Origin of the sequence: Vibrio rumoiensis 1S-45 (assembly GCF_000286955.2) — a bacterium.
Lineage (GTDB): Bacteria > Pseudomonadota > Gammaproteobacteria > Enterobacterales > Vibrionaceae > Vibrio > Vibrio rumoiensis_A.
The window spans coordinates 37,768-60,721 of sequence record NZ_AJYK02000020.1 but is presented as its reverse complement, the minus strand read 5'-3'; the positions used below and the strand labels follow the sequence as shown (position 1 = coordinate 60,721).

At 41.4% G+C, this 22,954-nt stretch carries 19 protein-coding genes; all 19 read left to right on the top strand.

The features are described from left to right. Position 1: 1 nt before the first annotated feature. Positions 2 to 1,150, top strand: coding sequence for a tetratricopeptide repeat protein (locus tag A1QC_RS03105; protein ID WP_017026456.1), 1,149 nt, complete (start codon positions 2 to 4; stop codon positions 1,148 to 1,150). 2 nt (positions 1,151 to 1,152) lie between these two features. Beyond that, positions 1,153 to 2,880 (top strand): GspE/PulE family protein, encoded by a 1,728-nt coding sequence (locus A1QC_RS03100; RefSeq protein WP_017026455.1) that lies wholly within the window; start codon positions 1,153 to 1,155, stop codon positions 2,878 to 2,880. Between the two features lie 10 nt (positions 2,881 to 2,890). Then, a complete protein-coding gene (locus tag A1QC_RS03095; protein ID WP_017026454.1) occupies positions 2,891 to 4,117 on the top strand; it encodes a type II secretion system F family protein in 1,227 nt (408 codons plus the stop codon). A gap of 2 nt (positions 4,118 to 4,119) precedes the next feature. Then, entirely contained in the window at positions 4,120 to 4,572 is a 453-nt protein-coding gene (locus A1QC_RS03090) for a hypothetical protein (RefSeq protein WP_017026453.1), read from the top strand. 91 nt (positions 4,573 to 4,663) lie between these two features. After that, entirely contained in the window at positions 4,664 to 5,230 is a 567-nt protein-coding gene (locus tag A1QC_RS03085; RefSeq protein WP_017026452.1) for a prepilin-type N-terminal cleavage/methylation domain-containing protein, read from the top strand. Positions 5,231 to 5,272: 42 nt separating this feature from the next. Next, positions 5,273 to 5,761: a type II secretion system protein gene (locus tag A1QC_RS03080; protein ID WP_017026451.1), complete on the top strand. Its 489-nt coding sequence runs from the start codon at positions 5,273 to 5,275 to the stop codon at positions 5,759 to 5,761. Positions 5,762 to 5,910: 149 nt separating this feature from the next. Beyond that, on the top strand, positions 5,911 to 6,429 hold the full coding sequence (locus tag A1QC_RS03075; protein WP_017026450.1) for a type II secretion system protein: 519 nt from the start codon (positions 5,911 to 5,913) through the stop codon (positions 6,427 to 6,429). Positions 6,430 to 6,495: 66 nt separating this feature from the next. Beyond that, positions 6,496 to 7,050 carry a pilus assembly FimT family protein gene (locus A1QC_RS15745; protein WP_017026449.1) on the top strand — a complete coding sequence of 185 codons (555 nt, stop codon included), beginning with the start codon at positions 6,496 to 6,498 and terminating at the stop codon, positions 7,048 to 7,050. Continuing rightward, on the top strand, positions 7,040 to 7,639 hold the full coding sequence (locus A1QC_RS03065) for a type II secretion system protein (RefSeq protein ID WP_017026448.1): 600 nt from the start codon (positions 7,040 to 7,042) through the stop codon (positions 7,637 to 7,639). The genes A1QC_RS15745 and A1QC_RS03065 overlap by 11 nt, the downstream gene beginning before the upstream one ends. Continuing rightward, positions 7,639 to 8,421: a prepilin-type N-terminal cleavage/methylation domain-containing protein gene (locus tag A1QC_RS03060; protein WP_017026447.1), complete on the top strand. Its 783-nt coding sequence runs from the start codon at positions 7,639 to 7,641 to the stop codon at positions 8,419 to 8,421. Before A1QC_RS03065 ends, A1QC_RS03060 begins: the two co-directional genes overlap by 1 nt. Positions 8,422 to 8,447: 26 nt before the next feature. Then, complete coding sequence (locus A1QC_RS03055; protein WP_017026446.1) at positions 8,448 to 8,936, top strand: hypothetical protein; 489 nt, start codon at positions 8,448 to 8,450, stop codon at positions 8,934 to 8,936. Then, on the top strand, positions 8,936 to 13,288 hold the full coding sequence (locus A1QC_RS03050) for a DUF6701 domain-containing protein (RefSeq protein ID WP_017026445.1): 4,353 nt from the start codon (positions 8,936 to 8,938) through the stop codon (positions 13,286 to 13,288). The genes A1QC_RS03055 and A1QC_RS03050 overlap by 1 nt, the downstream gene beginning before the upstream one ends. A gap of 172 nt (positions 13,289 to 13,460) precedes the next feature. Continuing rightward, on the top strand, positions 13,461 to 14,504 hold the full coding sequence (locus tag A1QC_RS03045; protein ID WP_017026444.1) for a rod shape-determining protein: 1,044 nt from the start codon (positions 13,461 to 13,463) through the stop codon (positions 14,502 to 14,504). Between the two features lie 33 nt (positions 14,505 to 14,537). After that, positions 14,538 to 15,419, top strand: a complete 882-nt coding sequence (mreC, locus tag A1QC_RS03040) for a rod shape-determining protein MreC (protein ID WP_017026443.1) — start codon at positions 14,538 to 14,540, stop codon at positions 15,417 to 15,419. Then, complete coding sequence (gene mreD, locus A1QC_RS03035; RefSeq protein WP_017026442.1) at positions 15,416 to 15,904, top strand: rod shape-determining protein MreD; 489 nt, start codon at positions 15,416 to 15,418, stop codon at positions 15,902 to 15,904. The genes mreC and mreD overlap by 4 nt, the downstream gene beginning before the upstream one ends. A 121-nt stretch (positions 15,905 to 16,025) precedes the next feature. Beyond that, on the top strand, positions 16,026 to 16,616 hold the full coding sequence (locus A1QC_RS03030) for a Maf family protein (protein ID WP_017026441.1): 591 nt from the start codon (positions 16,026 to 16,028) through the stop codon (positions 16,614 to 16,616). A gap of 45 nt (positions 16,617 to 16,661) precedes the next feature. Continuing rightward, a complete protein-coding gene (rng, locus tag A1QC_RS03025; RefSeq protein ID WP_017026440.1) occupies positions 16,662 to 18,131 on the top strand; it encodes a ribonuclease G in 1,470 nt (489 codons plus the stop codon). Positions 18,132 to 18,142: 11 nt separating this feature from the next. Then, entirely contained in the window at positions 18,143 to 22,054 is a 3,912-nt protein-coding gene (locus A1QC_RS03020) for a YhdP family protein (RefSeq protein ID WP_017026439.1), read from the top strand. A 70-nt stretch (positions 22,055 to 22,124) separates the two neighbouring features. Then, positions 22,125 to 22,943: a carbon-nitrogen hydrolase family protein gene (locus tag A1QC_RS03015; protein WP_017026438.1), complete on the top strand. Its 819-nt coding sequence runs from the start codon at positions 22,125 to 22,127 to the stop codon at positions 22,941 to 22,943. Positions 22,944 to 22,954: the final 11 nt, after the last annotated feature.

Sequence of the window (22,954 nt, the reverse complement as noted above, 5' to 3'; positions counted from 1 at the left end):
AATGAGTACGATTAATAACGCTTTATCAAAATTAGCGGAACAGCAATCATCAACCGCTGATGCGCAAGAAAAATTAGTGCGAGCGAATATTACTCCAGTGAAATCATCTCGTTTAGTGTGGGCGATTGGTGGTTTTACATTAAGTTTAGGTATTGGTGCGTGGGCTGTGACGAGCACGCCAAATCCAATACAAACATCGATTGTTGATTTAACGCCAGCAGCAGATGCGCCTTTACATGCCACATCGTTGCAACCGGCCTCACCAAGTAACACCAGTAAAATTGTTCATCAATCCAATGCAATGATTTACGACGCACCTAAGGTGAAAGCACCACAAGTTCAATCTACGAATATTGCCTCTGTTGCTACAAATAAAGCTCAGGTTAGCTCTAGAAAAGAAAGTAACCAAACTCAAAATGCACAGCAAAAAACAGCCGTGAATCACTCAACAACAGTGGCCCAGGTTCAAACGGCCAAACCTGTCTATCAACCGATTAATTTGGCAGCCACCAGCAATAATACCGCCACTGGCTCCTCAATGAATGTTCAGCATGTGGAGTTAACACATCGACAAATGGCGGATCAAGCGATTGATCGAGCCAGTAAAGCATTAGAAGCCAATGACTTTGATACCGCCACGATGGAATATCAAAATGCGTTACGTTATGTGCCTCAAGATGAAACCACGCGTCGAAAATTAGCGGCATTGTATTATGGGAATCGTGAAGTTCGTAAGTCTGCTGAGTTATTAGAAGCCGGTATTAAAATCGATAAAAACAGTAATGAACTTCGCATGTCTTTAGCGACAATTTTAATAAAAGAAGATCAACCAGAAGCAGCGTTGAGCGCGTTGGGGTATCTGCCTGATCAGGTGTCAGATAAGTATTTAGCCATGCGCGCAGCTTTAGCTCAGCAAGTGAAAAATAACCAAGTGTCTCTACAAAGTTATCAAATGCTTACTAAGCGAGATCCTGAAAATGGCCGCTGGTGGTTAGGGCTTGGTATTCAACAAGAGCGGTTAGCTCAAACTAGCGATGCACTTAATTCGTACAACAAAGCGTTAACTATGGTTGGGCTGTCATCCCAATCCCAATCTTTCATTCGTGATCGTATTACGTTGTTGGCATCTCTTGAGCAAGGAGCGAAGTAAATATGGCGCAAGTTAAGTTACGCAAACGCCTAGGCGACTTGTTAGTTGAAGAGAGTGTGATATCTCAAGAACAACTCGATACTGCGTTAGAAAATCAAAAGTCGACCGGTCGAAAATTAGGTGACACATTAATTCGCTTAGGCTTTTTGACTGAGCAAAAGATGCTGACCTTCTTGTCACAGCAACTTGGTTTACCACTCATCGATCTGAGCCGTGCGCAAATTGATGTAGAAGCGGTTCAAGTGCTACCAGAAGTGCACGCAAGACGTTTACGGGCTCTGGTGATTGGTCGTAATGGTAATACGTTACGTGTAGCGATGAGTGATCCTGCAGATCTTGCTGCGCAAGAATCATTACTGACTCAATTGAACAATTACAGCTTAGAGTTTGTGGTTGCATCTGAAAAACAGTTAATCAGTTGCTTTGACCGTTTTTATCGCCGAACCAAAGAAATCGCCACTTTTGCTGAGCAGTTGCATGCTGAACACCAAGGCACGAATGCGTTTGATTTTGCTTTTCAAGAAGAAGACAGCGATGAAGTTACGGTTGTTAAGCTGATCAATTCTTTATTTGAAGATGCTATTCAAGTCGGCGCTTCGGATATTCACATTGAACCTGATTCAGACGTGTTGCGTTTACGTCAACGTATTGATGGCGTGCTACATGAAACTTTACTTAACGAAGTTAATGTTGCCTCAGCATTAGTGTTGCGTTTGAAATTGATGTCGAATATGGACATCTCAGAGAAACGTTTACCACAAGATGGTCGTTTTAACGTTCGAATTCGTGGCAGCTCCATCGATGTACGTATTTCAACCATGCCAGTTCAACATGGTGAATCGGTGGTGATGCGTTTGTTAAACCAGTCAAACGGCATTCAATCGTTAGACGAGTCTGGCTTGTCACCCGAATTATTAGCACGCTTTCGTAAACAGTTACATCGCCCGCATGGCATGATCTTAGTCACAGGGCCGACTGGTTCAGGTAAAACAACGACATTGTACGGCGCATTATCTGAACTGAATGAACCTGGCAAAAAAATCATTACTGCCGAAGATCCGGTTGAATATCGTTTGCCACGAGTGAATCAGGTTCAAGTAAATTCAAAAATTAATTTAGAATTTTCAACGATTTTAAGAACCTTCTTACGACAAGACCCCGATATTATTTTAGTCGGGGAAATGCGTGATCAAGAAACCGTTGAAATTGGGTTGCGTGCAGCCTTAACCGGTCACCTTGTGTTATCTACCTTACATACAAATGATGCGGTCGATAGTGCTCTGCGTATGATGGACATGGGGGCGCCGGGTTACCTGGTGGCGAGTGCTGTTCGAGCGGTGCTTGCTCAACGATTAATACGTAAAATATGCCCCGACTGTGGTGATGAGCACCATCTTGATGATTCAGCTAAACAATGGCTCGTAAGCCGCTTTCCTAATCAAGTAAATGCACAATTTAACAAAGGCCTAGGTTGCCAAAACTGTAACTTAACAGGCTATCGTGGGCGTGTGGGTGTGTTTGAATTTTTAGAGTTAAACCAACCAATGATGGATGCACTTCGTTGTAACGATGCGGTTGGTTTTTCGACTAAAGCACGACAAGCGGAAGGTTATAAGCCTCTTCTAGCCTCTGCAATGGAGCTTGCTCTGTCTGGCATGGTGAGTCTTGATGAAGTCATGGCGTTAGGCGAAGGGGATTTATCCTCTAACGTTGAACCGATCTTGATATAAGGGATAGTAAATGCCGACTTATCAATATCAAGGTAGAAACGCTCAAGGAAGCCAAGTCAGCGGTAAGGTGGATGCACCAACCGAAGAACTGGCGGCGGAATCTCTTTTTTCAAAAGGCGTTATACCGACTTCAATTACGAAAGGTTCAAGTAAGAATACCAAAGAGTTTGATCTGTCTGACTGGTTTACACCGGCAGTGCCATTGGAAGTTTTGGTGATTTTTTGTCGTCAATTATATAGCTTAACCAAAGCAGGCGTGCCGTTATTAAGAGCCATTAAAGGTTTGATTCAAAATTGCACCAATAAACAGTTAAAACAAGCGTTGGAAGATGTAAGCGCAGAGCTGACCAATGGCCGGAGTTTATCGGCTTCATTGCAGTTGTATCCTAATGTTTTTAGCCCGTTATTTGTGTCGATGATAAACGTAGGTGAGAATACGGGGCGTTTAGACGAAGCCTTGCTGCAACTTGCGCATTATTATGAAAAAGAACTAGAAACTCGCAAGCGTATTAAAGAAGCGATGCGTTACCCAATGTTTGTTATTGGGTTTATTAGTGTGGCTATGGTGATCTTAAACACCATGGTAATCCCTAAGTTTGCTTCTATGTTTGCGCGTTTTGGTGTGGATCTTCCTCTACCCACTCGCATGTTGATCGCGACATCGAATTTCTTTGTGGATTATTGGGCGTTATTGATCGCCATTGTCTTTGCGCTTATCTTTGCGTTTAAAGCTTGGGTGAGTCGTGCCGCCGGTCGTGAAAAGTGGGATAAGTTTCGCCTTCGCATGCCATTAGTTGGCAGTATTGTTAACCGAGCGCAAATGGCACGTTTTTCTCGCACCTTTGCTTTAATGCTTAGAGCCGGTGTGCCAATTAACCAATCCCTAGCTTTGTCAGCAGAAGCTTTAGGTAACCGGTTTTTAGAAGTTCGATTATTAGAAATGAAAGCGGCGATTGAAGCGGGCGGAAGTATTTCTAATGCTGCGATCAGTAGTGATGTTTTTACCCCACTAGTGATTCAAATGATCGCAGTTGGTGAAGAGACGGGTCGAATTGATGAACTGTTGATTGAAGTGGCTGATTTTTATGAGCGTGAAGTCGATTATGATCTGAAAACACTGACTGCACGCATAGAGCCTATTTTATTGGTAATTGTTGCTGGCATGGTATTAATACTGGCTCTTGGTATCTTCCTACCAATGTGGAACATGCTTGATGTAATTAAAGGCGCTGCATAAGAATGGATACCCGTAAGCGGTTACGTTTCTTTATATGGTGTACGGTAGTTTTCATTATTATGGCCAGTTGGTTGTATGTGTGGAAAGAAAAAACAGAGCCAGCTTCTGAACGAGCCGCTTTTGTTGTAGCTAAGCGCCAAATATTAAACAGTGCTAATACTTACCGACAAAATTGGTTGCTTAACAAACAACCTTCGATGATGGGTGTCGATGGTGTTGATATTCAATTTACCAAACAAGGTTGGCCAGTGATGTTGAAAAATGACCGCATTGACTGTGCTAAATGGTTATCTTTATTGTGGCCAGATGAAAACGTATTTGGAAAGAAATATAGCGTAATTGATATGCGTGATGATTCTAAATTAACATCGTGTGAATATATTTTTACCGGAGGTGTTGTGTTAGATTTACATCTAATTAACATGGCATTCGGTGCTGAGGTGAATTATCCTTAACTATCCGTTTTCTTTTGATTTTTTGCAACAAATAATAAACAAACTATGTATAATATCTAGTCGATTAATGCAAAGGTATAGGCAGAACATAATGAAAAAACAATGTGGGTTCTCTTTGCTAGAATTGATCATTGTGATTGTCGTTATTAGTTTGATTGCAATTATTGCATTACCTAAATACATTCATATTGTTGAAGAAGCGAAAAAAAGCAGTGTTGAGGGCGTTGCTGCTGGTTATAGCGCCGCGGTCATTTCGGCACGTTCTCAATGGGAAGTTGCTCGTCGCCCTAAGCAACTATCGGGAAAATATTACTATAATCATATAGAGTTAGATGGCTCGCAATTATGGTTAACAGATCGTTCGGCGAGCGGTTTTAAACAATACATTGAAGGCTACCCGATTTCGGTTAGCTCAGGTTCAAAAGGGTATACAACTTCAGTATCCAATGAAGATTGTGTGCGCCTTATGGAGAATCTACTACAAAATCCACCACTCACGCAAAGTGTGGATGTAGCAGAAAAAGACAAGAATCCGGATGTGCGCTATTTAGCAAAAGCACAATCTAATTCCTGTGTCTATTTTCAACAGGAAGGCGCTAATCACTCCTTTACCTATGAAATAAAAACTGGTCGTGTGACCGTAAATTTACAGCAGTAACGCTGCAGTATTGTTAACTTTAAAACATAGAGAGACGAAACTATGAAAAAACAAGGCGGTTTTACCCTAATCGAATTAGTGGTTGTAATTGTTATTCTAGGTATTTTGGCAGTAACAGCTGCACCTAAATTCCTAAACCTTCAAGATGATGCAAAAGTAAGTGCGGTTAAAGGCCTTGCGGGTGCAATGAAAGGCGCGGCTGGTATTACTTATGGTAAAGCTGCGGTAGCTGGTAAAGATGCTGTTTCATCAGCAAATCTGTCTATCCCAAGTGTATCTGGTGGTGTTGATATCATTTATGGCTATCCTACTGCTGATGAAAAAGGTATTGCAAAAGTGGTTGATGGTTTAGATACAGACTGGACTAAGGTTTCTTCTGCCGATGATTCAATTTCTTATGGCTATGAAGGCTTTGGTTGTATTGCTACTTATACTGAAGCATCTGATGCTTATAGCCCAGCAACTGTAACTGTTAGCACTACTGATGATAATATTCAAAACTGTACTTTAAGCACAGCTACAGGTAACTAATACATTGAGTTATCGACGGTTGTAAATGAAGGCCAGCCAGTCTGGCCTTTTTTGCTTTTAAATTAAAAGTATTTACATATATAAGCTTATGTCTATTCTTAAATAAGTAGTTTTAATCGCCAAGTTGATATTGTTAAGGTAGGTCAATCATGAACACAAAAAATGGTTTTACCCTTATTGAATTAGTTGTTGTGATTGTCATCCTCGGTATTCTTGCTGTGACAGCGGCACCTAAATTTTTGAACCTTCAAGATGATGCAAAAGTCAGTGCTGTTAAAGGCTTAGCTGGTGCTATTAAAGGGGCAGCAAGTGTTGCTTATGGTAAATCTGCGATAGCTGGAGTGGAATCGCTAGAAAAAGCAAGTGTTTCTATGGCTGGCGGTACTAGCGTCAATGTGGTCTATGGGTATCCAGCTGCTACACCATCGGATTTGGAAGCAGTAGTGGATGGGTTAAGTTCTGATTGGGTTATGCTCGATTCAGGAGTAGAAGAAGTTTTTGGCCTTTTTGAGAGCTCCGGCACTGTGACATATGGATATATTAACTTTGCTTGTGTTGTAAAATACAGTCAAGCGACAGAAAATCAGCCAGCGATTGTAACTATCGAAAATGACACTAAATATGGTATTGCTATTGATAATTGTAGCTTCCTACCATCAGTGGATTGATGAATAAATAATACGAGATATTATCCTCTATATACGATGTAGCGGTTATATTTTTAAGGTTAGTGTATGGCTCATAAGTTTAAAGGTCAGCGTGGATTTACTCTAGTTGAGCTCACCATCGTTATTGTTATTCTAGGTATCTTGTCGGTGTATGCGGCAAGCCGTTTTCAAGGCCCGTCTTCTTTTTCGCCTTATGCTGCGCAAGCACAATCAATCTCTATCATTCGTCAAATCCAACTTGCACGTATGCAATCTAATATCCAATCTGGCGCAACCAATACCAACTATACTTTAACGGTTAACAATCATTGCTTAGGCTCTAAGCCCGCTTGTGACGATCAAGCTGATCCCGGTATTGGACTGAGTAGTAAGGTGGCGTTTGATAATCAGCAAATGCAATTTCAAGTGGAAGCACCGGCTTCTGCCGATTTATCTAATATTACCTTTGATCTTTTTGGTCGGCCTGAAGGGCTTTGTGATGCCGATGGCAGCCACTGCGCGGGTCAATATAAGATCACCATCAAAGATGTTACCAATACAGTAGAGAGCACTTACGTGTGCATTAACTCTCAAGGCTTCGTTTATCAACCGGATGTCGGGAGTGATATTTGTGATAAGTAATCGAACAGTATCAAAACCTTTTGCCCGTTCAAACGGTTTCACCTTAATCGAAAGCATTGTGGCGATGGTGGTGATGGGGATCGCCATGACCGTTCTTTTTTCTTTATTTTTTCCTCGAGTAGAAAATTCCGGTTTACCTCAATACCAAGTTCGAGCTTCTGCTTTGGGGCAAAGTATGATGAATACGATATTGTCTCGTGGCTTTGATGATAATAGCGATCCTAGTGGTGGAATTTATCGCTGTGATGAAAATGATGTGAATAATAAACCTAATCCGTGTACGACCAAATTAGGCGCAGAGACGGATAAAGGCGAAACTGATGCCAGCTTTTTTAATGATGTCGATGATTATATTGGCTGTTGGTACACCAGTGAATTTAGTAAAACTTTATGCCAATCGGATCCGGTGGGGACGTTAACCGATATATTGGGCCAAGATATTGCAGACCAATATCCAAACTTTGCTGTTGATGTCACTGTGACGAATATGCAAAGTGCCGCACCTCATGTGATGCGTGAAATTCAATTAAAAGTGGCGGCGAGTAAATTTGAAGCATTCAAGTTAACTGCTTATAGAGGCAACTACTAATGAGCAGGTTAAACCGTAAACATCAAGGTTTTACTCTTATCGAGCTGGTTGTCACCATGGTCGTTATGGGGATTATGGTGATGGGGATTGCTGGGTTTATTGAATTAGGTACGAAAGGCTACGCAGATACTGTCGATAGACAAGCACTGCAAAACCAAGCGAGGTTTGTGGTTGAAAGAATGACCAGAGAGATTCGACATTCTGTCCCTAATAGCTTTACCGTCAGTGATGATGGCCATTGCGTATCGTTTTACCCTATTAAATATGCGGGTGCTTATGTGGTGCTTCCTGTTTCTGGTGGCGATCCATTTCGTTTTGTCACTGTGAGCGCAGAACCGACAGTCGGAAGTTTAAATGGGTTAAACTTAGTGATTAATCCAAGCGCGCCTGATGACTTAGATACAGCAAATAGCAAAAGCATACCTTTAAGTGGTGTGGTGAAATTAAACGACAGCTCTGGTAACGAGACGCCCATTTACAGCACAGAAACAGAGTCAGATTTTGATGCCGGCAATGTAACGAATTCAGTGGGTAACCGCTTATATATTTACAAAGAAAAAGTTCAGTATTGCATTTCCGGCCCGATCATTACCCGCCAAGAAGATAATGGAAATCCTGCTCAGATTGGACAAGATGTTGCCTCTGGCTCTTTTAATGATGGTACTGACAGTGGCAGTGCTTCGCTTTCTCGTAGTGGATTAGTGCATATGTCATTTTTATTCCAACGTGGCGATGAGCAAAGTCAATATGATGATGATGTTCAAGTGCTTAACGTGCCCTAAGTTTGAGTGAAAAAATGAAGCGTAAGATGAATCAAGGAAACCTCAACACTTATGGCTATGCGCCTGTTAAAGCCAAACAATCGGGCAGTGTACTGATCGTCGTGATTTTGGTAGTGGTCGTCATGGGAATGCTTGCCGGTGTAATGGCACGTCTAGAATGGTCAAATCAAGATGCGCAAAGCCGTGAATTATTAGGAACACAAGCGTGGTTTATGGCGCATTCTGCTAACGAATGGGCATTGACGGAATTATTTCCTTTAAATGAGTCTGGTGCCAGCGCCAACATTAAACCCCGTTGTGATGATATTAAGAATGAATGGCCATCTGCTGCGGTGGCTACTTTTTCGGATCATGGCAGTTGCAAAATTACCTCGGTAACGTGTTCGTATCAAAACATTCCAGATGAATATGAAAAATACCGTTATTACACGGTTGAATCGATTGCAAGTTGTGGTGGTGATGGTTTGTTTCAGGTAGAACGAGCGCAACAAGTCGTTGTGAAAGGGGTTAAGTGATGAAGTTTGTTCGGGCTTTTTTTACCATGGTCACATTGTTGATTTCGTTGGGAGCTTATGCAGCAGAACAATGTGAAGTGAACCCTTCTGGTGATTTTAGCGTGTCAGCAAACATTGAAAATTATGATTCATCTGAAACGTATAATATTTATGCTAAAAAGGCGAATCAAAATATTTTAATGTGGTCGAATAGAGACAACTCTGCTTATATTGTCGATTCGACTTTAGAGGCTGGGAAAAACTACGATTTACGCTTTAATTTTGAGATGACCAGCAAAAGCGGTAATGATGTCATAGGACAATTAAGCTACTACCGTAAATTTGAAGATGATTCTTATTGGGTGTTAGTGAGCGTGCAAACCTCTACTTTTCATTCAGGGGATAACACTGAGGTCAGCTTTAGTTATGGGACTCTAGATTGTCAAGATGGTGTGCCTGATACCCCTGTTGAGCCAACGCCCATACCGGATATTTGTACCTATGTACCGAATACTTTGCAGACTAACTATTTCACCAATGGTGATGAGGGCACTCCATACGGTAATTTATCAATAGCCATCGCTCATACTGGAGAAGAGAATAAAGTTATCTTGCCAAAAGATGATTCATTAATGTCATTTTTTACCGCCGGAGCAGATTATTGTTATTACCCTTCAACGACAGGACCTCAAAAATGTAAGCTTGATAGCACCTTACACACCGAAGGTTATCCTCTACATTTACAAGATAAGTTTATTGGCGATTCACTTAATATCACGGCGGGCACTACTCAAACGTTATCCTCTGGCGAATATTGGTATGACAGTATTAAATTTGGTAATGGCAGTAAATTATCCATAGATGGTACTGTTGTTATTCACTATAAAATATTCGATTTATCTGCAACAAAAGCAGGAGATAAAATTCACATCAATGATGGTGGTGATAGTCAGGATTTACTTTTTATTGGACATGGTTCTACAGCCAGTATTACGACCAATGATAATACTGCATCCATTACTGCTTATGCACACTTTTATGTTGATAACGCAACATCGCAAGGATTGAGCTTAGGTGGGGAGAATAACTCGCTCAATGGTGGTTTTTCTGGTAATGCCATCTCCATTTCGGGTCGAAACAATGTAATTAATGGCGCTGGTGGGTGTGGTGACGACCCTACTCCACCTGATCCAGATCCGACACCAGATGATTTTTGTGAATATTTTCCAGAGCCAGCACAAAGTTGGGTGACAGTGGGAAGTAGTGACTATTCAAGCTACCCTGCAAGCCAGCTTATCATGAGCAACGGCAAGAGTGGGCAAGATATTGTAGGTTGGACTGCTGGGTATATTGACGCTAATTTCATCAAAGATGGTTACACCGATGGTGAGTACGGCACAATTGATGTGCTAAAAGTCGGGTTTGATACCACTACGGATAATAGTAATTTACATGCTCCTGGAACCTGTGATACAGCACCATGTGATACTGGCGGAGCTGATGTGGATACTAGAAAGATAGCACCACCACCGTTATTAAATGCCACGTTTCCTGCGGATGGCAGTGCCGATGTGGATATTAGCCCGCCATATAGCCCAGGGCAGGGGTATGAAATGTGTGATACCTCTGATTTGTGTACTCGTACAACCGATAGTACTGGCACCACTGTAACAATTGAGGGTGATATCAGTAAGTTATCAGTGGCTAGTAATAATGGTGAGCATTACACAATAGTCATCGATGGTGAGCATACGATTAAAACCCTTGATGTGAATTCAAATAATGTGGAAGTTATTTTTAAAGCTAACAGTGTTACTACAGTTGATACAGCTACATTTACACAAGCTCCAAGTATTACTTTTGAAGATAATGTTCAAATAAAAATACAAAGCAGTTGGCAGTTAAATAATAGTGTTGCATTTAGTTATGCTAGTGGTGCCCAAAGTAGTTTGCTATATGGCCCTGAAGCAACAATTACCATTACAAATCCTAATATGGCATTTTATGGTTATATATTGGCAAAAAACCTTATTTTAAGTAATAACATAACTATTTATGGTGCAGTTTCTGCAAACAAACTTCAGATGGATACCGCTGACTCACATATTATTTCATCAGGAAAATGTTTTAGCCCTAGCCCTGATGATTCATACACTCTAAAAGTTACCCCAGATTATCAGTTTGCATTGCTCTGCCAAGCGCCTGAAATGACTTATACAGTTTATAACGATGATGGTTCGGTAGCGACGGATTATGATGGCACGATCACGGCAAGCTATCCTGAAAAATTAACGCCAGCCGATCCAAGTGTTGGAACGAAAAATAGTGATTATGTTTATACACCAAACCAAGGTGTCGTCACTGTGCCTGTTTCCTCTGATACGCTTGGTGAGTACACCGTAAAGGCTGAATTAACCGATGATTCTGAAGCAAATGATTCCGGTAATGTGTTATTTGGTCCTTATAAATTTGATATCGATCCAGTCAAAGCGGTGGCTGCACATCCGAGAGTATTTAATGTACAAGTCTTGGCATGTAAAGACGATAAAGTGACGCCAGTTAAAGGCTATAGTGGAGAAAAAGATTTAACGGTTTCTAATGTGAATTTAACCAAACCGACGATTGGAGAAGGTGCGGTAGATGGCACTTTGCAAGTCAGTAATGATGAAAATGGCGTATATAGCACTAGCCAAGTCAAACTGAACTTTAGTGATGACGCGAAATCAAGCGGATACTTAAAGTATGCTGAATCGGGCTCGTTAAATTTCTTACTGAGCGATCCTAATTTTGTTTGTCCTGATGATTATGACGGTTGTGAAGTAACCAATGACGATGGTTTTACAGAAAACGTCACAACGTTACAAGGCATCGCGAATGTGGATGTGCGTCCGTGGACGTTTGCTATTTGTGAGCCAAATGATCGTGATATGAGTGGAGATTCAAACGGTGGTGTTGGGTTTATGCCAGCAGGTGAAGCATTCGCTTTACAAGTGAAGCCGATAATCTGGCAAGCCGGAGGCTCGGTGGATGAAACTGATGACATTGATGTGAGTAATTATTGTAATGCAGCGGTGACACAAAACTTCTTCATTACAGAGGCGCCGACGGCAACGGTTGAAGTAGGTAGTGAATTAGCCACGCCAGAAAATGGCCGTTTAGGTTCTGGGTTAACATCGGATGATGGCAACGATCGAGAACATGATAATGTTGCCAATAGTGGTGATAAATATTACAGCTATAACAGTTTAAAATGGCAAGAAGTAGGCAGCATTAAAGTAACGGCGGATACATTAGCCAATTACTTAGATATGAATATCAACCTTGGTTATCGTGATATTGGTCGTTTTTATCCGCACCACCTAGTGCGAGTATCTAATGATTGGGACTATGCGTCTGGTCATAACGGCTTTGCTTACATGAATCAACCGATAGGCATGGATTATACGCTTGAAGCGCAAAGTGAAGACAATTCAGCCACCTGGAACTACGGTCTATTTGATTCAAGTTTACAAGATGAACTCGCCTTAACGGCAATCAATAACGATAATGGTCAAAGCTTGTTAAGTCGCTTGATCTATACCAATCAATCTACAAATGGTTGGAGTGACTTATTAACCAGCGGTGAAACAACGCAACGCAACGCTCAATATGTAGTTAATTATGATGATTTTGAGTTTTTGAAAAAGCTAGGCAGTAACCCGAATAATTCAGAATACACGTCAACTCCGGATGGCCCTTATGATTCCAATAATTCAAGATTTGGTATCGCGGTGACCAACAAGGTGGATGATTTGGATTTTGATTTCACCGATGTGGACTCTAACGACAAAATCACTTTAGATGCTGATGGTAATGGAACGGTTGATACTGGGTTGGCATTTGCGCTTCAGCCAGATTTTCGTTACGGTCGAATGACATTAGATAGTGTTAGTGGTTCTATTGGTGGGCCGGTGCAAGTTCCTCTTCGCACTGAGTTTTGGGATGGTGAAAGTTACATTCCTAATTCTGACGATAGCGGCAGTCAATTTATGACCCAAGAATATTGTCGTTTAAGTAATATTAGCGGCAGTGATGCGTATTTGACGGACACAGTCGATACTAATGCCAAACAAACCGTGAGTTCAGGTAAATCGGATATTGTTCGCGCCGCTCAAATCACAGCGCAGCGTGAGACGGTTCGTTTATTCTTACGACAAGGGATCACTCAACCTGATGGAACCAATTGTGGTTGGTCAAATGGTACACAACCTTGGCTGCAATTTAATTGGCGAGATTTTGGCGATGAAGACCCTTCTACTGTGGTGATGTTTGGGGCTTATCGTGGGAATGATCGCATTATTTATCGCGGTGAACCTAACTTGGTGGCAGACTAATGCGCGGTTCATCACAAAGCAATAATGAAATATACTGTCGGCTGAGTTAACTTTCTGTAAGAATCCGCACTATTCTTTAGTGGTTGGCGGTTAAAGCTTGCCGACAGTGCGGTGCATTGGTACATTTAGCACAATTTTATTTCCTTCTATCTCTCTTAGGATAACGAAGAATATGTTTAAGAAACTTCGTGGCATGTTTTCAAACGATCTTTCAATAGATCTCGGTACAGCCAACACACTTATTTATGTTAAAGGCCAAGGCATTGTTCTTGATGAGCCTTCTGTTGTCGCTATTCGACAAGATCGCGCGAGTTCGGCGAAAAGTGTCGCAGCCGTTGGGCATGAGGCAAAACAAATGCTAGGTCGTACGCCTGGTAATATTTCGGCTATTCGCCCAATGAAAGATGGTGTGATTGCTGATTTTTATGTAACAGAAAAAATGCTGCAGCACTTTATCAAACAAGTGCACGACAACAGCGTTTTAAAACCAAGCCCACGAGTCTTAGTGTGCGTACCTTGTGGTTCTACTCAAGTTGAACGCCGAGCGATTCGTGAGTCTGCTTTAGGGGCTGGTGCTCGTGAAGTTTATTTGATTGATGAGCCTATGGCTGCTGCTATTGGTGCTGGTCTTCGCGTTTCTGAACCAACCGGTTCAATGGTTGTTGATATTGGTGGTGGTACAACAGAAGTAGCTGTTATTTCATTAAATGGTGTGGTGTATTCTTCTTCTGTACGTATCGGTGGTGACCGTTTTGATGAAGCGATTATTAATTATGTTCGTCGTAACTACGGCAGCCTAATTGGTGAAGCGACCGCTGAAAAAATCAAGCACGAGATTGGTTCTGCTTATCCTGGCGATGAAGTGATGGAAATTGAAGTTCGTGGTCGTAACCTTGCGGAAGGTGTACCTCGTAGCTTTACGTTAAATTCCAATGAAATTTTAGAAGCCCTGCAAGAGCCACTTTCGGGTATTGTTTCTGCTGTTATGGTTGCGCTTGAGCAGTGCCCACCAGAGTTAGCTTCTGATATTTCAGAAAATGGTATGGTATTAACGGGCGGTGGCGCATTACTAAAAGATATCGATCGCCTTCTTACCGAAGAAACTGGCATTCCAGTTGTTGTTGCTGATGAGCCGTTAACGTGTGTTGCGCTTGGTGGTGGTAAAGCATTAGAAATGATTGATATGCATGGTGGTGATCTTTTCAGTGAAGAGTAATCTTCATCATACGAAAGATAACGGTTTGTTTGCATGAAATTGATTTTTGGCCGAGGGCCATCGTTACAACTGCGTTTATTTTTCGCTTTGATCGTATCAGCCAGCTTAATGCTGGCTGATAGTCGTTTAGATACATTTTCAAGCGTTCGATACTTGCTCAACAGCACGGTTGCACCTTTGCAATATGCTGCCAATTTACCTCGTAGTATGTTTGATGGCATGTACGAGCGTCTTAATGGTATGAAAACCCTAGTCGGCGATAACAACACGTTAAAAAATGAAGTGTTGGGTCTAAAAAGCGATTTATTGCTGCTTGATCAATATAAAGAAGAAAATAACCGACTTCGCCAATTATTAGGTTCTCCTTATATTCGAGATGAACGTAAAGTCGTCACAGAAGTGATGGCCGTCGACTCTTCTCCTTATCGCCATGAAGTGGTGATCGATAAAGGTCATACCGATGGCGTTTATGAAGGGCAACCGGTTATTAATGAAAAAGGCATTGTCGGGCAGGTCGTTAATGTCTCTGCGCATAATAGTCGTGTTCTTCTTTTAACTGACAGTAACAACTCTATCCCAGTTCAAGTATTGCGTAATGACATTCGTGTGATTGCTGCTGGTAATGGGGATATTGATTCAATTCAACTAGAACACATACCGACTAGCACCGATATCCGCACTGGCGATTTATTGGTGACATCTGGTTTGGGTGGCCGTTACCCTGAAGGTTACCCAGTTGCTTATGTTACTAGTGTCAAGAATGATAACCGTCGTCCCTTTGCCGTGATTGCAGCTAAACCTGTTGTTGAATTTGAACGTTTACGATATTTATTATTGGTGTGGCCGGATCAAGAAAGACAAAAACAAGCACAAACAGTAGAAGAAGCAGAGCAGAAGCAGGCGGTTCAGCCATGAGAAATAATTTATTTCGTACCAAATTTGTTATCTGGGTATCCTTTGCTATTGCTTTGATTTTACAAGCGGTTCCTTGGCCGGGGCCATTAGAAATGATGCGTCCATCTTGGATTATCTTAATCTGCTGTTATTGGATTTTAGCCCTTCCTCACCGAGTGAACGTAGGGTCAGCATTGATTCTGGGTTTAATGTGGGACTTAGTGATTGGAACCACGTTAGGGATTCACGGCATCGTGATGTCGGTTGTGGCCTATATTGTGGGTCTTAACTTTCAGGTGCTTCGTAATATGGCCCTTTGGCAACAAGCTGTGTTAATTGGCTTGATCAGTGTCTTGGGTGAATTCTTAGAGTTTTGTGGAGAGTTCATGATAAAAGATATTGAATTCAATCCACACCTGCTTTGGGCTGGTGTCGTAAACTGCATATTATGGCCTTGGATCTTTTTGCTACTAAGAAAAGTTAGACGTCACTGGCACATGCGCTAGTTGATAAAATCAGATCTAAGCTTCAACTATTTGCATCGTAAAGTTATCGCTACGGAAGTTGTGAAAATGCTTCCGTAGCTTAATTCTTCAATAATCACTATTGCTCAATAGAGGCCTTATTATGCAACCTTCATTTTTTCTCGCATCAGGCTCTCCTCGTCGCAAAGAACTCCTCACCCAACTAGGCTATCAATTTCATATCATTATTCCGGATATAGAAGAGCAACAACTATTGGGTGAATCGCCACAAGATTATGTTGCTCGCCTGTCACGAGAAAAAGCGCAAGCCGGATTACAGTTAGCCCAAACACAATTTCCAGAACTATCACTTCCAGTATTAGGCTCTGACACTATCGTTGTGATAAACCAAGAAGTATTAGAAAAACCAATCAATTACACTGATTGCAAACGTATGTTGCAGTTATTATCAAACAGAAAGCATCAAGTCATGACATCAGTTACTGTGACAACATCGACTGAATATCAAACCAAAACCGTGATAACTGATGTGTGGTTTAAGCCGTTAACAGAACAAGAAATAGAAGCCTATTGGCGAACAGGTGAACCCTGTGATAAAGCGGGCAGTTATGGTATTCAAGGTATTGGCGGGCGCTTTGTTTCTAAAATTGAAGGCAGTTTCCATGCCGTTATGGGTCTACCCTTAATGGAGACTGATTTGTTGCTAAATGATTTCTTAGGTCAACCATCGTGAATGCGGTAGTTGTGCATAAATAGACAAAATTTAAGAGGCACAACCATGAGTGCAGAGTTATTAATTAATGTTACACCGAGTGAAACTCGTGTCGCTATGATCGAAGCAGGTTTACTGCAAGAAATTCATATCGAACGTGAAGCTCGACGCGGCATTGTTGGGAATATTTATAAAGGTAAAGTCAGCCGAGTGTTACCAGGAATGCAAGCGGCATTTGTGGATATTGGCTTAGATAAAGCTGCTTTCTTACATGCATCCGATATCGTTCCTCATACGGAGTGTGTGGCTGAAAATGAAAAGCAACAGTTTCAAGTTCGTGATATTGCAGAATTGGTGCGTCAAGGACAAGATATCGTGGTGCAAGTGGTGAAAGATCCGCTAGGAACAAAAGGCGCTCGCCTTACCACCGACATTACTTTGCCATCTCGTTACTTGGTTTTCATGCCAGGGGCAGCTCATGTTGGGGTGTCTCAGCGTATTGATGATGAATCCGAACGTGAACGTTTGAAGCAAACAGTGCTGCCATATTGTGATGAAAATGGTGGTTTTATTATTCGAACCGCTGCAGAAGGTGCCGACAGTGTTGAGTTGGCTCAAGATGCCGCTTTCTTAAAACGTTTATGGAATAAAATTAATGAGCGTCGTGGTAAATATAAAACCAAATCAATGCTCTATGGCGAAATTGGTTTGGCGCAGCGTATTTTACGTGACTTTGTTGGCACTGAGATCAGCCGTATTCAAGTCGATTCGCGTTTGGCATTTGAAACTTTATTAGAATTTACTTCTGAATTTGTACCAGAATTGACTGAGCGTTTAGAGCTCTATCATGGCGATAAGCCTATTTTTGATATGTACGATACCGAGAATGAAATTCAACGCTCTCTCGATCGTAAAGTGGAATTAAAGTCTGGCGGTTATTTGATTATTGATCAAACTGAAGCCATGACCACGGTGGATATCAATACCGGTGCTTTTGTTGGCCGCCGTAATCTAGAAGAAACGATTTTTAATACCAATATTGAAGCAACTCAAGCCATTGCTCGCCAGCTACGCTTAAGAAATTTAGGCGGCATTATCATTATTGATTTTATCGATATGTTAGAAGAAGAACACCGTCGTCGCGTTATTCAATCTTTAGAGATAGCGTTAGCTAATGATCGTGTTAAAACCAATATTAACGGCTTTACTCAATTAGGTCTAATTGAGATGACTCGTAAACGAACGCGCGAAAGTATTGAACATGTATTGTGTTCTGGTTGTCCTACTTGTGAAGGTCGAGGCTCAGTGAAAACGGTTGAGACAGTATGCTATGAAATTTTGCGTGAAATTACCCGAGTAAATCGAGCTTATGATGCCGACAAATTTGTCGTTTATGCCTCTGTTGCTGTGGCGGAAGCACTGCAAGGTGAAGAATCTCATGCTTTAGCTGAATTAGAACTGTTTATTGGTAAGCAAGTGAAAATTCACGCCGAAGCCTTGTATGTGCAAGAGCACTTTGATGTTGTGATGATGTAATGGAGTAAACGGTGACCTTTGCCACACGCCTTGGGCGACTTTTATTATGGACGGTATTAACCGCAGCGGTGTTGTTGGCAATTACGGTAACCGTATTACGACTATTTCTGCCTAACTTAAATCAATACCGTGGTGATATTGAAGCTCAGTTGCTTCAAACCACGGGTGTGCATTTTAAAGTTCAGGAGATAAAAGGCTATTGGGGGAATATTAGTCCTTCATTATCCCTAAAAAGCTTACAAGTTCTCTTACCTAACGAGAACACTCCAATAGTGACCGTCAGCCGAGTTGATGCTGAGTTGGATTTGTTTTCTTCTTTAATACATTTAAAGCCAAAATTGGCGAATGTAAAAATTCAAGATTTACATTCGGATATTAGTCGTTGGCCTTTGATCCCAAATGATGAACAATCAGAGCTTGAAACGATTGATTCGGATGCTTCCGATACCTTAAAAAATATTCAAAATATTTTCTTGAAGCAATTAGGTGAATTCTCACTGACGGATTCTAGTGTTCAATACTTGGCGCCGAATGGTGAAATTCGTTTATTAGAAATCGATCGTCTTCGTTGGAAAAATGATGGACATATCCATAAAGCGGAAGGCGTGGTCAGTATTGCTGGAGCGAATCTGAATAAAGTCTCTGTTATCGCAAACTTCCGAGAAAAAGGCAACTTGCGCTTTATGGATGGTGATTTCTTTATTTCAGGGCAAAATATACGTGTTACGCCTTGGATGACACAATATGTGAAAGAAGCAACGTCAATTCTCTCAGGAAGAGTGAGCTTAAATGGCTGGTTTAGTTTAAAGCAAGGAAAACCAACCGATGCCTTAGTTGAATTATCATCGTCACATTTGGTATGGGGGGAAGAGAGCGATCCTCATCAACTGAATATTCAACGTGGTGTCATTAAGCTAAAACCGAAAGGTAAAGGTTGGGTTATTCAGGGACAACAATTTGATATTGAAACCAACCAAGTAAAGTGGCCTCAATTTCGCTTCTCAATCGATCACCAACCTGATCGTCAAATCATTAATATTTCTCAATTACAACTGAAAAACTTAACGCCTTTGGTGAGTTTAGCCTCTAAAGATGATTCCGTGATTGATGCTTTACGGAATATAGAGCCAACTGGTTCAATTAAGGATATTAGGGTTGAGCTTCCTAAGAAGATTGAACAATTAACCTATTCGGCTTCTTTGGTTGATGGTGGACTGAAGCAATGGAAGCTCTTACCGGGAGTACATAAGTTATCGGCCAATATTACTGGGAACTTAAATACCGCATCGATTAAAGCGAGCTTAAATAACGATGAATTGCCTTATGGTGATGTATTCCAAGCACCTTTAGTGATTGATGATGGCAAAGTGAACTTGGTATGGCAAAGAGATGATAAAGGCTGGCGTATTTGGGCTGATAAAATTTATGTCAAAACACCAGATCTAAATGCCACAGGTGAATTTAGACTCGATTTTCCTAAAGATCAGTCCCCATTTTTATCTATGTACGCTGAGGCCGATGCGAAAAATGCAGGTGAAACGTGGCGCTATTTGCCTACTTTAGCATTAGGACGAGATTTAACCGATTACTTATCCTCTGCGATACAAGGCGGCAGTGCTAAAAACGCTCAAGTACTTTGGTATGGTTCACTTGAAGACTTTCCATACCATAACCATAAAGGTGTGTTTCAAGTGAAAGTTGGGATTGAGAATGGCCGTTTCAGCTTTGATAGCGCTTGGCCAACCATCACCGATCTGCAACTCAATTTGTTGTTCGATAATGACTCCATGTATTTGGATTCACGTTCAGCCACGTTAATGAATGTAAAAGCTCAGCATGTCTCAGGCAAAATATTAAGCCTCTCTTCCGGTGGTGATATCGAAATTACTGCTAAAGCTCAAGCAGAAGGCTCCGCCATACGAGACTATATGATGGCAACACCTCTTGTTGATTCTGTTGGAGCTGCGTTAACTGCGGTGAAAATATCTGGGCCTGTAGAATCTGAATTTACCGTTACTGTGCCTTTTAATGGCGATGATCCACAGGTTTCGGGGGACGCGACATTAAAAAATAATCCGATTGAAGTGCAAAGCCCGCCGATTCACCTTGAGGATGCAAGCGGTAAAATTACTTTTAATGATGATGTAGTGAAGGGCAGTAGTATTAAAGCAAACTTGCTTAAACAGCCTATATCACTGGATTTTAGTGGGCAAAATCAAAGTAAAGGCTATGCGGTTAATATTGATGTGTTAGGCAATGCTGATATGGCAACGTTAAGGCAAGAAGTCCCATCGCCTTGGTTAGACCCATTGGCGGGTAGTGCGCCTTGGAATCTTAATGTCGATTTACAATTAAATGATGTTGGTTTCACCTATCAACTTGATGGCGATGCAGATCTGGAATTTTTAACCAGCAGCTACCCTGAGCCCTTAGGTAAGGCGCTGGGGATAAAAGCAGAAGCTCGCTTGCAAGCCGCAGGTAACCAAGAAATGGTTAATGCGCGAGTGACTTTACCTAATGTGAAATATCAAGCGGATATCGATATACGCCCATTGACACCTGTTTTAACCGCAACCAACCTTATTGTCGGTCGGGGAGACTTCAAAGTAAGCCCAATAGGTGGGAATTTTGCATCGATTAATCGCCCCAAATTTGATGCCGATAAATGGATTGAGTTTATTTTTAGCCATGAAAACACCTTAAACGTTACTGATAATAACGAAGCTATAAAAGTCGAAACAGACACCGAAAGTGCCGCAAAACAAGCTACTGATATCGTGTTTAATTTTCCTGTGATCCCCATGCCGGATGTGATCGATATTAATACTCAAGCCTTGTTGTTGTGTGATTTAAAGTGGCATCAAGTGAAATTTAATGCAATTCATAAGCCTAATGACTGGCAAATGAAGGTATCGAGTAGTGAAATTGTTGGGGATGGCCATTTCCGTAATCAAAATGATTTAGAATTAAACCTGAAAAGTGCGCATATTTTTGTTCCTCAATGGGAAAAGAACAAAGATGGCAAGCTCATTAAAGGTAATGATAAAGAAGCGCCTTTAATTAGCGAGTTTGATCGTGAATTTCACCAAAATATGCCCAACTTAGCATTGAAAATCGATGATTTATGGTTACAGGGTTATAAAGTCGGTACGGTGGATATGCAACTTCAACGAGAGCAAGATAAACTGGTTTGGAGAAATTTGGATTTTCAAGCTGGTTCCAATCATTTAAAGGCCTCTGGCTGGTGGGAGTTATCTGGAGAGAAGAGCCATTCTGATTTTAATCTTAGCTTAACTGGAAAGAATAACTCGGAAGTGATGGAACGATTTGGAGTGAACTCTGGGATTCAAAAAGCAGCCTTTGATATTGGTATTAATGCTAATTGGGATGGTTCGCCTTGGTCTTTGAAAACAAATACATTAAATGGTGATGTTAAAACCGAGTTTAAAGATGGGGTGATTACCGATGTCAATGGTGCGGCTCGTTTATTAGGTTTGTTCAGTTTAGACTCCATTATTCGAAAAATGAAACTCGACTTTACTGGTGTGTTTGATGATGGAATGACCTTTAGCTCAATTAAAGGAACTGGAAAAATTGATAAAGGTGTGTTTATTACCAATGACTTAGATATGGATGGTTCGGCTGGTGATTTAAGTCTCCGAGGGAAAGCTGATTTAAATAGCCGTTTAGTGGATGCTGAAGTTACCTTTACACCTGATTTAACCTCGAGCATTCCATTGGTTGCCGCTTTTGCCGTTACGCCACAAACTGCACTCGCCGTGTTTGCTATTACCAAGGTATTATCTCCAGTTGTGGATGTATTTACTAAAATTCAGTACGAGATAAAAGGCCCACTTGATTCACCAGCGGTAAAAGAAATTTCTCGTAGTAAAGGTGAGTACAAACTGAACGATAGCGAATAAGCTCGGCGTTTGTCACTACCCACCACTTACATGAAGCATATAACCGGGCGATATTCATTAAGGAGTGATGATGTCGAAAGTTGGATTGATTCAAATGACATCAGGAGCTGATCCTGAAGATAACTTAGCGTATATAGAGCAACAACTGGGTGCGATGCAAGGAAAAGGCGTTGACTGGGTAATATTACCTGAAAATGCGATTATTTTTGGCAAGCGCAGTGATTATCACCAACATGCTGAAATATTGAATCAAGGGCGATTACAGTCGGCTTTAGCTGAAATGGCACGTCGCTTTCAAGTGTGGCTCGTAGTTGGATCTTTCCCGATTAAAAATGGCGATAACGTGACCACAACCTGCCTGGTTTTCTCTGATCAAGGTCAATTGTGTGCTGATTACGATAAATTGCACATGTTTGATGTTGAAGTCAGCGATAGTCATAAAAGTTATCGAGAATCGGATACTTTCCTTGCGGGTAACAGAGTGGTAGTGGCTGATACGCCATTGGCGAAAATTGGATTGTCTATTTGTTACGATGTTCGTTTTCCTGCGCTTTTTTCTCAATTACGTCAACTTGGCGCAGATATCATCACCGTTCCAGCGGCCTTTACTTATGTGACAGGTGAAGCTCATTGGGAAACCTTATTACGTTCTCGCGCAATAGAAACACAATGTTGGATTGTGGCGGTGGGGCAAACCGGAACTCACCCATGTGGCCGTCAAACTTGGGGGCATTCAATGGTGATTGACCCTTGGGGGCGAATCATTGACAGTTTATCCGAGACAGCAGGTCACTTAATCGTTACCATTGATACCAATATTAACCGAGAGATCCGAGTTAAGATGCCAGTGATGCAACATGCTCGTTTTTCCAGTCAGTTAAAATCCTAATTATTGATAGA

Excerpts from the sequence above, each read along its gene's own strand:
- A1QC_RS03100 (WP_017026455.1), top strand. The coding sequence starts at position 1,153 with ATGGCGCAAGTTAAGTTACGCAAACGCCTAGGCGACTTGTTAGTTGAA.
- A1QC_RS03075 (WP_017026450.1), top strand. The coding sequence starts at position 5,911 with ATGAACACAAAAAATGGTTTTACCCTTATTGAATTAGTTGTTGTGATT.
- A1QC_RS03060 (WP_017026447.1), top strand. The coding sequence starts at position 7,639 with ATGAGCAGGTTAAACCGTAAACATCAAGGTTTTACTCTTATCGAGCTG.
- rng (WP_017026440.1), top strand. The coding sequence starts at position 16,662 with ATGAGTGCAGAGTTATTAATTAATGTTACACCGAGTGAAACTCGTGTC.
- A1QC_RS03090 (WP_017026453.1), top strand. The coding sequence starts at position 4,120 with ATGGATACCCGTAAGCGGTTACGTTTCTTTATATGGTGTACGGTAGTT.
- A1QC_RS03045 (WP_017026444.1), top strand. The coding sequence starts at position 13,461 with ATGTTTAAGAAACTTCGTGGCATGTTTTCAAACGATCTTTCAATAGAT.
- A1QC_RS03030 (WP_017026441.1), top strand. The coding sequence starts at position 16,026 with ATGCAACCTTCATTTTTTCTCGCATCAGGCTCTCCTCGTCGCAAAGAA.
- mreC (WP_017026443.1), top strand. The coding sequence starts at position 14,538 with ATGAAATTGATTTTTGGCCGAGGGCCATCGTTACAACTGCGTTTATTT.
- A1QC_RS03080 (WP_017026451.1), top strand. The coding sequence starts at position 5,273 with ATGAAAAAACAAGGCGGTTTTACCCTAATCGAATTAGTGGTTGTAATT.
- A1QC_RS03055 (WP_017026446.1), top strand. The coding sequence starts at position 8,448 with ATGAATCAAGGAAACCTCAACACTTATGGCTATGCGCCTGTTAAAGCC.
- A1QC_RS03050 (WP_017026445.1), top strand. The coding sequence starts at position 8,936 with ATGAAGTTTGTTCGGGCTTTTTTTACCATGGTCACATTGTTGATTTCG.
- A1QC_RS03095 (WP_017026454.1), top strand. The coding sequence starts at position 2,891 with ATGCCGACTTATCAATATCAAGGTAGAAACGCTCAAGGAAGCCAAGTC.
- A1QC_RS15745 (WP_017026449.1), top strand. The coding sequence starts at position 6,496 with ATGGCTCATAAGTTTAAAGGTCAGCGTGGATTTACTCTAGTTGAGCTC.
- A1QC_RS03105 (WP_017026456.1), top strand. The coding sequence starts at position 2 with ATGAGTACGATTAATAACGCTTTATCAAAATTAGCGGAACAGCAATCA.
- mreD (WP_017026442.1), top strand. The coding sequence starts at position 15,416 with ATGAGAAATAATTTATTTCGTACCAAATTTGTTATCTGGGTATCCTTT.
- A1QC_RS03085 (WP_017026452.1), top strand. The coding sequence starts at position 4,664 with ATGAAAAAACAATGTGGGTTCTCTTTGCTAGAATTGATCATTGTGATT.
- A1QC_RS03015 (WP_017026438.1), top strand. The coding sequence starts at position 22,125 with ATGTCGAAAGTTGGATTGATTCAAATGACATCAGGAGCTGATCCTGAA.